Annotated in this window: 13 protein-coding genes, 1 pseudogene and 1 riboswitch; of the genes and pseudogenes, 5 read left to right on the forward strand and 9 right to left on the reverse strand. The window is 38.0% G+C overall.

The window, feature by feature from the left end; genetic code table 11:
* Positions 1-119 precede the first annotated feature (119 nt).
* Positions 120-1,505, reverse strand: coding sequence for an FGGY family carbohydrate kinase (locus tag DOK81_RS06240; protein ID WP_242589928.1), 1,386 nt, complete (start codon positions 1,503-1,505; stop codon positions 120-122).
* 3 nt (positions 1,506-1,508) lie between these two features.
* Positions 1,509-2,255 (reverse strand): hypothetical protein, encoded by a 747-nt coding sequence (locus DOK81_RS06245; protein WP_206909379.1) that lies wholly within the window; start codon positions 2,253-2,255, stop codon positions 1,509-1,511.
* 104 nt (positions 2,256-2,359) lie between these two features.
* On the opposite strand from DOK81_RS06245, the gene DOK81_RS06250 reads away from it, so the two are divergent.
* Positions 2,360-2,716, forward strand: coding sequence for a hypothetical protein (locus tag DOK81_RS06250; RefSeq protein WP_206909381.1), 357 nt, complete (start codon positions 2,360-2,362; stop codon positions 2,714-2,716).
* A 27-nt stretch (positions 2,717-2,743) separates the two neighbouring features.
* Here DOK81_RS06250 and DOK81_RS06255 read toward each other — a convergent pair whose 3' ends face one another.
* From DOK81_RS06255 to DOK81_RS06280, 6 genes and pseudogenes are all read right to left on the reverse strand, one after another.
* Positions 2,744-3,523, reverse strand: coding sequence for a ChbG/HpnK family deacetylase (locus DOK81_RS06255; protein WP_206909382.1), 780 nt, complete (start codon positions 3,521-3,523; stop codon positions 2,744-2,746).
* Positions 3,524-3,544: 21 nt separating this feature from the next.
* Positions 3,545-5,380, reverse strand: coding sequence for a glucose PTS transporter subunit IIA (locus tag DOK81_RS06260; protein WP_206909383.1), 1,836 nt, complete (start codon positions 5,378-5,380; stop codon positions 3,545-3,547).
* Between the two features lie 112 nt (positions 5,381-5,492).
* Positions 5,493-6,311 (reverse strand): PRD domain-containing protein, encoded by an 819-nt coding sequence (locus tag DOK81_RS06265; RefSeq protein ID WP_206909387.1) that lies wholly within the window; start codon positions 6,309-6,311, stop codon positions 5,493-5,495.
* A 323-nt stretch (positions 6,312-6,634) separates the two neighbouring features.
* Positions 6,635-7,069, reverse strand: coding sequence for a 6,7-dimethyl-8-ribityllumazine synthase (gene ribH, locus DOK81_RS06270; protein ID WP_206909458.1), 435 nt, complete (start codon positions 7,067-7,069; stop codon positions 6,635-6,637).
* A 34-nt stretch (positions 7,070-7,103) separates the two neighbouring features.
* Positions 7,104-7,271, reverse strand: a pseudogene (locus tag DOK81_RS06275) (riboflavin biosynthesis protein RibD); the annotation flags it as partial.
* Between the two features lie 119 nt (positions 7,272-7,390).
* Positions 7,391-7,526: riboswitch (FMN riboswitch) on the reverse strand.
* Between the two features lie 61 nt (positions 7,527-7,587).
* Positions 7,588-8,607 (reverse strand): PocR ligand-binding domain-containing protein, encoded by a 1,020-nt coding sequence (locus DOK81_RS06280; protein WP_206909389.1) that lies wholly within the window; start codon positions 8,605-8,607, stop codon positions 7,588-7,590.
* A gap of 171 nt (positions 8,608-8,778) precedes the next feature.
* On the opposite strand from DOK81_RS06280, the gene DOK81_RS06285 reads away from it, so the two are divergent.
* Genes DOK81_RS06285 through dhaL form a run of 4 tightly spaced genes read left to right on the forward strand, consistent with a single transcriptional unit; the run spans position 8,779 to position 11,957 of the window.
* The gene (locus DOK81_RS06285; protein WP_206909390.1) at positions 8,779-9,915 is read left to right on the forward strand and encodes a glycerol dehydrogenase; all 1,137 of its coding nucleotides are present in this window, start codon (positions 8,779-8,781) and stop codon (positions 9,913-9,915) included.
* A gap of 16 nt (positions 9,916-9,931) precedes the next feature.
* Positions 9,932-10,330, forward strand: coding sequence for a dihydroxyacetone kinase phosphoryl donor subunit DhaM (dhaM, locus tag DOK81_RS06290; RefSeq protein WP_206909392.1), 399 nt, complete (start codon positions 9,932-9,934; stop codon positions 10,328-10,330).
* A gap of 1 nt (position 10,331) precedes the next feature.
* The gene (gene dhaK / locus DOK81_RS06295; protein ID WP_206909393.1) at positions 10,332-11,321 is read left to right on the forward strand and encodes a dihydroxyacetone kinase subunit DhaK; all 990 of its coding nucleotides are present in this window, start codon (positions 10,332-10,334) and stop codon (positions 11,319-11,321) included.
* A 33-nt stretch (positions 11,322-11,354) separates the two neighbouring features.
* On the forward strand, positions 11,355-11,957 hold the full coding sequence (gene dhaL, locus DOK81_RS06300) for a dihydroxyacetone kinase subunit DhaL (RefSeq protein ID WP_206909394.1): 603 nt from the start codon (positions 11,355-11,357) through the stop codon (positions 11,955-11,957).
* Between the two features lie 273 nt (positions 11,958-12,230).
* On the opposite strand, the gene nagE is transcribed toward dhaL, so the two are convergent.
* A complete protein-coding gene (gene nagE / locus DOK81_RS06305; RefSeq protein ID WP_206909395.1) occupies positions 12,231-14,198 on the reverse strand; it encodes an N-acetylglucosamine-specific PTS transporter subunit IIBC in 1,968 nt (655 codons plus the stop codon).
* Between the last annotated feature and the right edge of the window lie 11 nt (positions 14,199-14,209).

The following is a 14,209-nucleotide window of genomic DNA, read 5'->3' on the forward strand; positions in this document are numbered from 1 at the left end:
AAATTTCCAGTTCCGTTCTCAAAAATGATTGTTGCTCTCCATCACCTAAGGAAACACGACCAAATTAGAAGAACCAGAAATGATTTCTACGTTTTTACACACTGAACAACTTACACAATTCAATCAAAATAGGTCTGAAATATTTGTTGTAATTCTGCTTGTTTTTCTTGATCAGCTGACCATTTTTGCAGATTCGATGGCGACTGTTTCGGGACTATCTGATTAATTAACCCATACAGACCATAGATTGGTTCATTTTCACCAGCTAACCAACAATCAGCGCCTAAAATGTCTGCTGTTAACTGACATAAAACAGTAGACTCAAAAAATCCACCACTGATTGCTAAAGTACGTGGTTCTTTTACCATTTCATGAAGTCGCTTAATGTTGAACAGCAAACCTTCAATGACCGCACGAATCATCTCTGCTTTGTGATGATGGATCGTTAATCCTTTAAATTCTGCTTTTTGATTGGCTTTCCATAATGGTGCTCGTTCTCCATTGACATACGGAAAAAAACGTAGGCCCTTAGCACCAATTGATGATTGCGCTAAGTAGTCAGGAATTTTTTCATAAAACTGCATTGGCTCATCTGCAAAGATTTGGCTTGCCCATTCAAGTACTTTACCACCATTATTTGATGGCGCTCCAATCACATAAACATTTTCAGTCAAATAGTAACAAAAGTTTTGACGTTGCCAATCAAAAATCGGTGTATCAGTTATTTCTCGAACAGCAGCACTTGTACCAATAGTCAAACTTGCTGACAATCCATTAGCTAGGTAGCCACCATAAGCCGCTAAGCAACCGTCACTTGCTCCTGCAAAAACTTGTACACCAGGTAAAAAGTTAAACTTATCAGCTAATTCTCTTTTGATCAAAAATGGCGTCGTTGGCGCCACTAACTGCCCTAATTGTTCCTGACTGATGCCAAGATAAGCTAAAATTTCTGTATCCCATTGCTGCATGGCTAAGTTCAATAAACCTGTAGCAGATGCTGTAGACAAATCAATAGCTGAAATTCCAGTGAAAAATTCCATGAGCAATTCTTTTAGACCCAACCATTTCGTTTTTTCTGGGTACATTCGCCTTTTTTGAAAATAAAGGATTTTAGCAAAAGGTGTCATTTCATGGATCGGTGTCCCTGTTTTTTGATAAAAACGTTCGGCATTACTCGTCTGTTTGAATACTGTTATTTCCTCCATACTTTGGGTGTCAGACCAAATAAACACCTGCTCAAATTGTCCATCGACCACAGGCATGCAACTGTGCATCGCCACGCTAAAACTGATTTTCGTGACTCTCTTTCTTAATGAAGTAGGTAGCGTCTGTAATTCATTTTGGATAAGTGCTAAAATTTCAGAAGCTTTCTGATAACGAACCCCCCCAGCCTCATTGTAAGTTTCCAATGGAACGCGATGATACAAAATAGTTTCCCCTTCAGCGATTGCGCCAAATTTGATTGCAGTGGTCCCAATGTCGACACCTAAAAATATATCCGTCATTTTTTAGTCTTCTTTCTTATTTCTATCTAAATTAGTTTCCTCAGCTTTTTCATTTACACGTGAAAGATTATTTAATCTTTTTTCTTGATGTTTTAAATGAATATATCCCCAACTAACGACGATTAATGCACCAAGCATATTTACGATACAATCCTTCATTGTATCGATCAGTGCCTCATGTCCACTTAAGACTTTACCTTCTCCTGTCATAAATTTTTGCATATTCGTTCCCAACAAATGATCTGCTAGAAATTCATATACTTCCCAAAATAGCCCAACCGTTGTTGCAAAACAAAAAGCAAACAAACTAATAAAAAATGGACTCAGCTGTAAGGTTATGCGCTGACTTCGATTTAGGTATGCGACAATAATAAACCCTAAGGCTCCTAACATCGCCGCACTAAAGCCATGTAAGATCATGTCCCAAAACGGTATTTTGTAATAAAAGTTTCGTACTTCTCCCAAATAAATGGCGCAAAATAAAAAGAGGAAGAAAAGGATCTCCATCGTATCAGGAATCTCAATATCAAACTTTTGTTCTACTTGTTTTGGTAAAAATATGATAATCATTCCTGCGACACATTGTAAAATCATCAACACATAATCACTTTTGACGTGTTCGTGCTCCGTTGTTGACGTTCCAGATGGTGTTTGAATCATCATGACTACCGCATATATAGTAGAAATCGCTAGTAAAATAAAAACTAAATAAAAAATTACCTTTTTCTTGTCTAACCACTTTTTCTTCATAACAAGCTCCTTTGCTCATCTAATTCTTCCAATGAGTCTTTTCCCTTATAAACATGATACAATAAGTGCATAGAAAATAGGAAATAACTAAGAGGTGGCGTCTAGTGAATAGTGAAAAATCATATACTCAGATCAAACAACTTATTGAACAAGAAACAAATCAAGCAGGTAAAAGTTTCACTGTTGGAAAGTTCACAGGCATTGGCTGGTTATTTCTCCAATATTCACCAGATGATCCAGTTTCACCGTTGATTGCAGTCAAGCAATACGCCAAAACTGTTAATATTTATGTACCTATCGCCGAAAATGAACCGCCTTTGGTTGAACAATATGCCCGCATCTTTGGCAAAAGCAATTTGGGTAAAACGTGTATTCGTATTTCCTCCTTAACACCCACACGTTTAGATGCGCTAAAAACATTAGTCCAAAAAATCAAAAAAGAAGCGGAACAAAGCGCGTAACTGCGCTTTGTTCCGCTTCTTCTTTTATTATTTTAAACTGGCGAAATCAACAACTTGATAGCCTTTTGTTTCAAACCATTTTTTTAACGCAGAAGAAGTCAAAGTTTCTAAGTCTTGACAACGCGGCAAGGTTAATGTGCTGTGGTCTAACACGTATTGATCTAGGAAACCAGGGTGAAGATGTAACTCAATGACTGTTTCTTCTGGCAACATTTCGTAACCAAACGCATCGTCTGTAAAGTCACTCAGCTTCGTTCCACGATTGAGGACTGACATTAACTTTCCGAAATCAGGAATTTCTGCCACTCGATAAGGTAATTCTTTTGGTGGTTGGTAGCCATAAAATAAATTAGCATGGATGCCATACTTTTCAGCTAATTCAAATAAAGCTTGACCAACTGCTTGGTCCCCAACGGAATGTGTTTCCATGTGTACTGGAAATTCACCAAGTAATTCTTTAAAACATAAAATTTGTGCTTCCATTTCTTGTTTGATTTCATGGTAGTCAAATGTCAATGTCCCACCATTTTTGTAATGACTAGAAGAGAGGAATATGCCGTTTGCATCCACTAAACTAGGAATTTTTTTCGCATCCGTCACTGGTTTCCCTAAAGTAAAATTGATATGCAGATTGATTTCCACTGTTGGATCAGTTGCTTGAATCAATAATGCTCCGGCTTTTGCTTCAGGCATATTCACCATTAACGAGGTACTTTTCACGATTCCTTCTCGCACACTTTTTGCAATGCCAAAATTAATAGCTTCTGACATCCCTAAGTCATCTGCATTTAAAATAAATTTTCTCATCATTCAGCCTTCCTTTTTCACTTACTTCGTTTGAATCAGATGATTTTTATCGGTTAATGAAATCTTGACTTCTGGATAATCAAGCATATTTGTCAAAACGACTGCTGTTGTCGTATCGTAGTCAGTCAGTTGACTGAAATCGACTTGTCCAATGACTTGTCCTGCAGTTACTCGATCACCTTGTTTGACTTGCCAAGAAAAACCTTTCCCATTTAATTCTACTGTATTCAAACCAATATGGATCAACAATTGCTTGCCATCATCAGCAGTAAATCCTATCGCATGTTTTGTTTGAGCAATTAGTTCCACGATGCCGTTAACAGGTGCATATACAGTGCCATCACTTGGTTTGATTGCAAATCCTTCTCCCATGCTTTTTGAAGAAAATACCGGATCATTGATTTCTGAAATTGGTAAATACTCTCCATTTAAAGGAGCTACTACTAAGTCCGCTTCACCTAAGCCAGTAGAGACAACTGGTTCTGCGGGAATGTTTTTCTTTTCTTCATTAGTTGTTTTCATTTGCTTACGCATCCACCAAGCAGTGGCAATTAGCGCTACGAAAAACGACACGCCATTCGCTAACAGTTGTGCACTAAAATTATTTCCTGGTCCTACAAACATTGAGAATGTAAAAATATTAGCTACTGGTGTAAATGAATAGGCTTTAGTTTCAAAAAATCCACTGATTGCTCCACCAAGTGCTGCAGAAATCGAACCAATGATGAAGGGCATTTTATACTTCAAGTTAATCCCATAGATAGCAGGCTCTGTGATTCCAAAAAATCCTGATAATGAGGCAGATGCAGCAATTTCTTTATCTTTTCCTTTTCTCAAAAACAACCAAGCACCCACTACAGCACCAAATTGACCAAATACACCATTTGATCCAATCGGTAAAATCGTATCTGCACCAGTGTTTTGAATATTGATTAAAGCAATCGGTAAGATTCCCCAATGTAAACCAACCATTACTAATAATTGGAATAAACCACCTAATAAAGCACCAGCTAAAATCGGACTAAACGCATACATGCTGAAGTATGCTGTCCCAATCAGATTTGCGATCCCATTTCCTAGCGGGCCAATCAAAGCAAACACCGCAATCCCAGTGATGATAATTGTAAAAAAAGGAACAAATACGGTATGAGTAACTTTAGGCAACACTTTTTTAACGCCACGTTCAATGTAACTTTGCGCCCAAATCGCTAGGATTGTTGGCACTACAGCACCACCATAAGTTTTAAAACTAATCGTTAATCCTAACAAAGAGGCACTATCTAAAATACTAGCATCAGTCAATGGATAGATCATTGCCGCTGCTATTGCCAACGCAATAAATTGATTTGTCTTAAATCGATTCGCTGCTGTTACTGCAATAAACAAGGGTAACAATGTAAAGATACCAGAGGCTAAGATACTCAATAATTGATATAATCCACTATCTACCGGTAAAATGTTGTACATAGAAAGTGGAATCAAAAACCCTTTTAAAATCCCCGCTGCTGCCAGCACTCCGATATAAGGAGTAAAAATAGCTGAAATTGTCGCAAATAATTCATCGTACCATTTTTGTTTCTCTTTTGGTTCATCTCCTTGTTCTTCTGCATCTTCTGGTAATAGTTTAACTAATTCATCAAAGACATCCACCACGTCACTACCAATCACTACTTGATGTTGCCCACCAGATTCCACGTATTGAATCACGCCGGGTACTTCTTTGATTTCTTCTTTCTCAACTTTTTGTCCATTATTTAAATAAAAACGCAGGCGTGTTGCGCAGTGTGTTAATGACGAAACATTTTCTTTTCCTCCCACTGCTTCTAAAATTGCTTGTGCTCTTTGTCGATCGTCCATTTCTTTTTCCTCCTTGAAAATTGTTCGTGAAAAACAAAAAACCAAAAAAACTAGCCCTCTTCAATCAAAAGAGAGTCGTTTTTTTGGTTATGCCTGGTCGAACCAGTTACACTCAAATTTCACTTATTTTTTTAATGTGGATCAGCAGATAAAGCAAATCTTCTTCGTCCAACGTCCAACCGTAAGACTCTTGTAAGTAATGCTCGATTTTCTTGACACACTGCGCTTCTTGTACATATTGTGCTCGCAGTGTTTGATACAATTCATTTTTTCGATACTCAGTTGTCTCATGATTAAGCTTTCGAGCAATAAAATATTTAAGATGTGTCACAAAACGCAAATAATAAAACGAATCTTCTGGGAACTCTTTATGGAAATGATACGTAATAATATTGTTCACATCACTGATAATTTTAATGTAAGGATCCACTTTTTCACGTTCACCAAGACTTGCTTGACTATTGATAAAATGTAAGGCATAGGCGTGTGCTTCTTGTCTCGGTATTTCTTTACCTGTTTCTTCAGCCAAGTAGTTCACCGCCCAATTACCCAATTCAAATTCTTTTGGGAAAAATTTTTCGATCTCAATTCGAAACGGTGCGCTCAAAGAAATTCCTTGATCCAAACGCTGCAACATATAGTTGGTGTGATCTGCAACATTTAAAAACAAAAGATCTGTCGTTGGTAACTGGAGTTCTTGCTCAGCTTTTTTGACAATTTGATGAGCGTAATTCATGACTTCTAACGGAAATTGAGCCAAATTGATTCCCTTTAGATTTGAGTCATTTAGTTGATACACTTTTTCGACTTCATCTTCTGCAATCGTTTTGGGAAATTTTCCAAAGCCAATTCCTACTTCTGCAACAATGACTTCTTTGCCATCTTTCATCGCTAATGCAAAATTGTTATTGATACTCTTGATGATCTCCAACTCGCCACCCCCAATCTAAGACAATAAAAAAGCCAACATTAATAAACTGCTTCCACAGTCTATTACATGCTGGTTGATGCCTGGTCGGACCAGTAACACGCCTTTTATGTGAACATCATAACGGTATCTACAACAAAAGTCAACAACAAATGTAACCGTTTTTTATTTTTTATTACAATCGTTATTAAAATCAGCCATTTATTAGCAAGAATCACAGAACTTAAAAAAAAATGAACCTTCTACCCGATTGTGTAATGGTAGAAAATGCAACTTCTAGTTTTTCTAATTTTTTAAGGAAGCAAATGGGCAAAGTACTACTGTACTCAGTTATTAGTGAGTTGTTGTGTGAAAGAAATCATTTCAAGCAATCCTTGAGCCACACTCGCACCATTGTTTCCAGCTTTCGTCTCTGAGCGTTCAATTGCTTGTTCAATCGTTTCTGTTGTTAGCACGCCAAACATGACTAGCGTTTCCGAGTCTAAACCAACTTGAGCCACACCTTTTGCTTTTGCCACTTCGTTACTAACCAATTCATAATGCGTCGTTGCTCCACGAATCACTGCACCAAGAGTCAGTACGTCATCATATTGTTTCATTGCCAAGATTTTCTTGGTCATAAACGGGATCTCAAATGCTCCAGGAATCCAATAAACATCAATATCCTCTTCGTTCACACCGTGACGGACTAAGCTATCGACTGCTCCACTTAATAGTTTTGATGTAATACATTCGTTAACCCGTACAATGACAATCCCAATTTTTTCGTATGTCCATAAAAGTTTCCTTTAAATAATCAATTGCTGCTTTTTCTGCATGTGCATTGCCATATGCTAAATGTGCGCCGACCGCTAGGACTTGATCGTCTTTCGCAATGACTGCACCGACTAAAGGGTTCGTAAATGTTTTTCCACGTCCTTTTTCTGCTGCTAGAATCGTTTGTTTCATCAATCGTTCATCCAATTGAAATCCTCCTTTCCAAACAAAAAAGTCTCGTGTAATTACACGAGACCAATAGTCAAAATAAACTCAAAGAAGCACGACAAAAATAGAGACACTTTTCCCGTCGTTTGTTTCGATAAGTTTTTCTTCTCCCATCCAGACTTTAACTGTCGGTTCTAGATTTTCACTAGATCAACCACAACTATTGCGAGTCACGGACTTTAAGTTAGCCTTGTCACCGTCGGTCGGGAATTACACCCTGCCCCGAAGAAACATATTCAATTAACGAAAAAAGAATGTCAACTGCTTTTTTCTTGCACTTGATTGGCAACTTGCTTCAAGTCATCGGAGAACGTTTGTGTCGCTTCCGGTAATTCAATGGTGTAATTCCCTTGATTTTTTTGAATGAACGAACAAAGTAACTAGCTTCAACATAACCTAATTGATCACTAATCTCACTGATTGTTAAATCTGTGGTCTTCAATAATTGTTCCGCCCAATAAATTTTTAATTTAGCATACATCTGACTGAAAGGTTCTCCAAATTCTTCTTTCAATTGCCGACTTAAATAGCTTGGACTCAAATTCGTCACAGTGGCTAACATATTTAAATCGACATGACTTCCTTTATTGGCAAAAATCAAATCAATTGCCGGTTGGAGCATTTTATTTTTGGCTAGATAACTATCTTTTTCTGCCGCTAGTTGGTTTTCCAATAAAGAGTGACGAATATCTGCTTGCACTGTTTTTAAATCAACTGATTGATCTGGTACTTCTGCTTTTTTGGAAATACGGAGTGTCTGCTTATACGCTTTAATCAAATAATCTTTTTTGATTGCTTCTGTTACGATGTATTCACTTAAACTTTCTAACATTGTCGCGTTTTTTTGTAAATCATCCAGCGCAAATTTCGGGTATTGTTCAAATAATTCGTGGTGCTCGTCTTTAAATGCTTCTAGTCTTTTTTGATTTTCTACTTGCAATACTTGTTCTAGCTTTTCTTGCCCATCTACAAGCAGAACTTCTCCGGCCATGATTGCACCAACATATTGATTATCAACCATGATTGGAATTGCCATATCAACAATATTAAAATGACAACGGTAAATAAACGGCTCTCCTGTTCGAACGGCTTCCAGGCCTCCTCTTGAATCACATTTTTCACAATACACAGCCAATTCAGGATGATTGCGTACAAACTGACAAAAGGGTTGGACTTGGCTATGTTTCGTAATTGGTCTACCTCGATAATCAACTAAAATAATAGCCAAATGAGTAGCAAGAGCTAGACTTTCTTGAACTTTTTCCCATTTATCTAGATCTAAAACTTGTTCGATATCAAATAAAGTTGTGCCCATTTCTTCACCTCTAGTTAGTAGTATAGGAGTATTTTGCTAAAATGACAAAATACTCCTATTTCGTAAAATAATTCAACACATTCTCAAAAGAAAACGACGTCAAAACTCAATGATTCTTTGATGATAACGCTTTATGCTATAATAGTAAACGATAACAAGGAGGAACTACTGATGAGAAAAGCACTAATTTTACCAACTAAATATGTACAAGGTGAAGATGAATTACTGAACTTAGGTTACTTCGTATCGACTTTTGGCTCTTCTGCATTACTGATTGCAAATCCAGCTGATGTGGCTCGTATTCGACCACAACTTGATGCTACCGCAGAAAAATTTGGCGTATCATTTATTGAAGGCGGTTTCAGTGGTGAAGTCACTCGAGCAGAAACAAAACGATTGCAAGAAGTAGCTAAAGAACAACACACTGACTGCATTATTGGTTTAGGTGGCGGAAAAGCGATTGATGCTTCAAAAGTGGTCGCTGAGGGTGAAAAACTAATTATTGTTCCAACGATTGCAGCGCAAGATGCACCAACCTCTCACTCGGCTGTTTTATACCATGAAGACGGTTCATTTGACGACTATGCTTATTTTAAACAAAGTCCAAGCGTTGTCTTAGTGGATACAAAAGTGGTCGCAAAAGCACCTACTCGTTTCTTAGTTGCTGGTATGGGTGATGCACTGTCCACTTATTTTGAAGCACGTGCAACACATCATTCTTATTCCCGCGTTAATGCAAGTTTGCCAATGGGCTCAAGAGAAGGATTAACTCCTCCTGCTAGTGGTACTTATGCTGCCTTAGCAATGGCAAAATTATGTTGGGAACACCTACAAGAAGACGGCTTGAACGCAAAAATTGCTTGCGATGCAAATTTAGTGACTGAATCATTGAGTAAAATTGTCGAAACAAATATTTTGTTATCTGGTTTAGGATTTGAAAGTGGCGGTTTAGCTGCAGCTCATGCCATTCATAACGGAATGACCGTTTTACCTGGTGCACATAGCTACCTTCATGGTGAAAAAGTAGCTTTTGCAACATTAACTCAGTTAGTTCTGGAAGATGCAAAAACAGAAGAAATGAATGCCGTCATGGATTTTATGGCTTCTGTTGGGTTACCATTGACGCTAGCTGATTTAGGTGTGGATCACATTACTTATGAAGAAGCACTTGAAGTAGCAAAAATCGCTTGTATTCCTGAAGAATCCATTCATTCAATGCCGTTCCCAATTGTTGTCGAAGATGTTGCAAATGCTCTAATCGTCGCTGATCGAATTGGACAAACCTACAAAGATAGAATGCGTAACTAAAAAGGAGTTTTTTAGAATGAAAAAAAGTATCTTACTCGTTTCTCATAGTCAAATGATTACAGATGGGCTCAAAGAAATGATTGAGCAAATGGGCAAAAGTGAGAATGTCGTACTCTTTTCTCTAGGTGGAACTTCTGATGGAGAATTAGGTAGCGATCCAACCAAAATTGTAGATGCAGTCAATGAAGCAACTGATAGCGATATCTTTTTTGTCTTCGCTGATCTTGGTAGCGCGGTCTTAAGTGCTGAGCTTGCTTATGATTTATTAGAACCAGAGCTACAAGAAAAATATGTTCTAGTAGACGCTCCTTTAGTTGAAGGAGCATTCGCAGCTGGAATCACAGCAAGTGTTTCTGATGATCCCGACCATATTGTCAATGAAGCAAAACAAGCAGCACAGAAAGGTTGGAACTAAAATGAAAAAAATCATTAATGAACCACAAAATATTATTGAAGAAATGCTTGAAGGAATGGTAAAAAGTTATTCGACACTTGTTCATCGAGTCGATGATTCCAGAGTCATTGCTAAGAATCAAACAGATAATGTGCAAGTCGGATTAGTTTCTGGTGGCGGAAGCGGGCATGAACCTGCACACGCTGGTTTTGTCGGTGATGGAATGTTAAGTGCAGCTGTTCTAGGTGATGTCTTCACTTCTCCTACACCAGATCAAATCGAACATGCTATCGAAGCAACCAATCAGGGAAAAGGTGTTTTATTAATCGTTAAAAATTATACTGGTGACATCTTGAACTTTGAAATGGCAAAAGATTTAGCCGAAATGAACGACATTCCAACAGAAATCGTTGTTGTTGACGACGATATTGCTGTAGAAGACAGCACTTATACTGCTGGAAAACGAGGTGTTGCCGGAACCGTCCTTGTTCATAAAATCTTAGGTGATGCCGCACGAAACGGTGCTTCTCTAGCAGAACTAAAAGAGTTAGGCGAAAAAGTTGTCCAATCAACCAAAACGATTGGTGTTGCTTTGTCGGCTGCAACTGTTCCTGAAGTTGGAAAACCTGGTTTTACTTTAGCGGAAGATGAAATCGAATTTGGCGTTGGTATCCATGGGGAACCAGGCTACCGTCGTGAAAAATTACAACCTTCAAAAAAATTAGCACAAGAATTAGTTGAAAAATTAGTTCAGGCTTATCCAGAAACACCTAAAAAAGTTGGTGTCTTAGTCAACGGTATGGGTGGCACCCCTTTAATGGAACAGTTTGTCTTTATCAATGATGTATTAACTTTACTTGCGGATAAAGAGATTGACGTTGATTTCCACAAAGTTGGAAACTATATGACCTCTATTGACATGCAAGGTCTTTCTCTAACACTGATTGATTTGACAACACCAGCTTGGGTGGAAGCTTTAACAAGTCCAGTTGCAACCATCTCATGGGGCTAACTTAAAAGAATGATTGACAAAAGGAGAATAACAATGGATTTGACAGTTGAAAAAGTACAAGCATGGTTGAATGATTTTTCTCAAGAAATCGAACAAAACAAACACATGCTTAGTGAATTAGATACACCAATTGGTGATGGCGATCACGGAAATAATATGGCTCGTGGCATGACAGCTTATCAAGAAGCATTTGTTGCACAACAACCAAAAACCATTACTGATACGTTTAAAATCTTAGCTATGTCTTTGATTTCAAAAGTAGGTGGAGCTTCCGGTCCATTATATGGTACGGCATTCATGAATTTTGCTAAAGCAACAAAAGAAGTTACTGCCATTACAAATGAAGAACAGTTAGGTGAACTTATACAAGAAGGGTTGAATGGGATCCAACTACGTGGAAAAGCCAATGTAGATGATAAAACAATGGTCGATGTTTGGGCTCCTGTAGCTGAAATACTCAAAAAAAATCAACTTCTAACTGCAGAAGAAATCACAGCTGCCAAAGAACATACAAAAGATTTACAAGCCAAAAAAGGACGCGCTTCTTACCTTGGTGAACGTTCGATTGGCCATATTGATCCGGGAGCTGCTTCCAGCGCCATTTTGTTCCAAACTTTATTACCTTATCTTAACTAGAAAGAAGCAACTGATTCCACGCGCAGGACGCGTGGTTTTTTTGTTTCAATCGCTTTAGCGATTGAAACCGACTAAAGTCATTAGAAAGAGGCAAAGACAATCAAATTGATTGCCTTTGCCTCTTAGTATATTCTTTGTATTTTTTATTGTTAGAATAAATAGTTTAACGCTACTACTATTGGATAATATGCCCACTTTTCATAAAAATATGGAAACATTTTTTAGAAAATCATTTCTTTTTGCTCGGAGCTGGTCGTTTGGTGCCAAAACTTATTACTTACTCGTGACTGTCCCAATAATTTCATTCACTTCACCCTCTTGACCAGTTGTTACTGAAAACGTATCGATGCTATCTGGATTTGTGAAGACAACGATCATGTCAGCTTCTTTACCGTTTGCCTTCAAACTTGCTAGATCGACTTTTGCAAGCATTTGTCCTCGCCCGACTTGTTGACCTTCTTTAACAAAGACAGTGAATGGTTCACCATTTAATTGAACGGTATCGATTCCCATATGAACTAATACTTCAATCCCAGAGTCAGTTACTAAACCAATTGCATGTTTAGTAGGAAAGACACTTGTAACTTTCCCAGCAACCGGTGCAAAAATTTCACCTGATTCAGGAATTACCGCAAAGCCGTCTCCCATCATTTTTTGTGAAAACACTTCATCACCGACTTCAGTGATTGGAATCACTTTCCCAGTAGCTACAGCATATACATCTTGTGTTTGTGGCCCTTCAGGTTTGCTGATCTCTTCCGTAACTACTACTGTTCCTGCTGATTGATTGACAGGACTTCCATGTAATTTACTCATTTCATCAGCAACAAATTGCACTTCTGTCCCAACAATAACTTGGATATTCTGATCATCAATTACTTTCACTCCTGGAACACCAGTTGCTTTAATTTTTGATTGATCAACTTGCTTTGTATCTTTCACTTGTAAACGAAGACGTGTTGTACAATTATCGATTGATGTTACATTGCTTGCACCACCAAGAGCAGCGTAAATATTATCTGCCAAAGCAGAAAACTTATCGTTACCAGTTGCTAAATCAGGTGTTTCTTCACCTGTACCTTCTTCACGTCCTGGTGTCATCAAGTTGAACTTTTTGATAACAAACATAAAAGTAACATAGTAAACAACAGCCATCACCAAGCCGAGTAGGATCAACATATATGGTTTATTCGCAATTGGTACACGTAAACTCAAGAAGAAATCAATAAAACCTGCACTAAAATTGAATCCTGCTGTCCAATGGAAAAGTGCTGCTACAAACATTGAAATACCTGTTAAAGCGGCATGAACGACATACAATGGCCAAGCAACAAACATAAATGAAAATTCTAATGGTTCGGTCACACCTGTAAAGAATGAAGCAAATGCAGCTGCTAACATCAATGATGCTGTTTGTTTTTTCTTCTCTGGACGAGCACATTGATAGATTGCTAACGCCCCTGCTGGTAAACCAAACATCATTACGGGGAAGAATCCAGCTTGATACATTCCAGTAATACCTTTTGTTCCTTCACTTGCCCAGAATTTACCAATATCATCAATTCCTGCAAGGTTGAACCAGAACACATTGTTCAACGCATGATGCAAGCCTGTTGGGATCAACAAACGGTTAAAGAAGCCATATAATCCAGCACCCACTGCGCCCATTCCAGAAATCAATTCACCAAATGAAACAAGGGTATTGTAAACTGGCGGCCAAATAAAAATCAATAATGCCGAAATCAAAGTCATCACACCAGCAGTTACAATTGGAACCGCGCGCTTTCCACTAAAGAAAGATAATGCCATTGGTAATTTTACTTTACTAAAACGATTGTACATTGCTGCTGCAACTAGCCCAGCTAAAATCCCAATAAAAACATTTTTATTATTGATTGCGCCAAACGCAACGTTTACTTGCTCAACATCAACCTTTGTGAACAATGCAACTGATGCACTACTTACTAAAGTCATCGGTGTCAAGAAAGCAACTAATCCTGCTAAAGCAGAAGAACCATCTTTATCTTTCGACATTCCTAATGCTAACCCGACTGCAAATAATAATCCTAAATTATCTAAAATTGTACTACCAGCTTTAATTAAAAAAGCCGCCAAAATGTTATTTCCACCCCAACCACTTGGGTCAATCCAATAACCAATCCCCATGAACAAAGCTGCTACAGGTAATGTTGCAACCGGCAACATCAATGAGCGACCCATTCTTTGCATATAAGCTTTCATTTTTTTCTCTC

Source organism: Enterococcus sp. DIV0660C, assembly GCF_017316125.1.
Classification (GTDB): Bacteria; Bacillota; Bacilli; order Lactobacillales; family Enterococcaceae; genus Enterococcus_B.

Excerpts from the sequence above, each read along its gene's own strand:
- DOK81_RS06240 (WP_242589928.1), bottom strand. The coding sequence starts at position 1,505 with ATGACGGATATATTTTTAGGTGTCGACATTGGGACCACTGCAATCAAA.
- DOK81_RS06245 (WP_206909379.1), bottom strand. The coding sequence starts at position 2,255 with ATGAAGAAAAAGTGGTTAGACAAGAAAAAGGTAATTTTTTATTTAGTT.
- DOK81_RS06255 (WP_206909382.1), bottom strand. The coding sequence starts at position 3,523 with ATGAGAAAATTTATTTTAAATGCAGATGACTTAGGGATGTCAGAAGCT.
- DOK81_RS06260 (WP_206909383.1), bottom strand. The coding sequence starts at position 5,380 with ATGGACGATCGACAAAGAGCACAAGCAATTTTAGAAGCAGTGGGAGGA.
- DOK81_RS06280 (WP_206909389.1), bottom strand. The coding sequence starts at position 8,607 with ATGGGCACAACTTTATTTGATATCGAACAAGTTTTAGATCTAGATAAA.
- DOK81_RS06285 (WP_206909390.1), top strand. The coding sequence starts at position 8,779 with ATGAGAAAAGCACTAATTTTACCAACTAAATATGTACAAGGTGAAGAT.
- dhaM (WP_206909392.1), top strand. The coding sequence starts at position 9,932 with ATGAAAAAAAGTATCTTACTCGTTTCTCATAGTCAAATGATTACAGAT.
- dhaK (WP_206909393.1), top strand. The coding sequence starts at position 10,332 with ATGAAAAAAATCATTAATGAACCACAAAATATTATTGAAGAAATGCTT.
- dhaL (WP_206909394.1), top strand. The coding sequence starts at position 11,355 with ATGGATTTGACAGTTGAAAAAGTACAAGCATGGTTGAATGATTTTTCT.
- nagE (WP_206909395.1), bottom strand. The coding sequence starts at position 14,198 with ATGAAAGCTTATATGCAAAGAATGGGTCGCTCATTGATGTTGCCGGTT.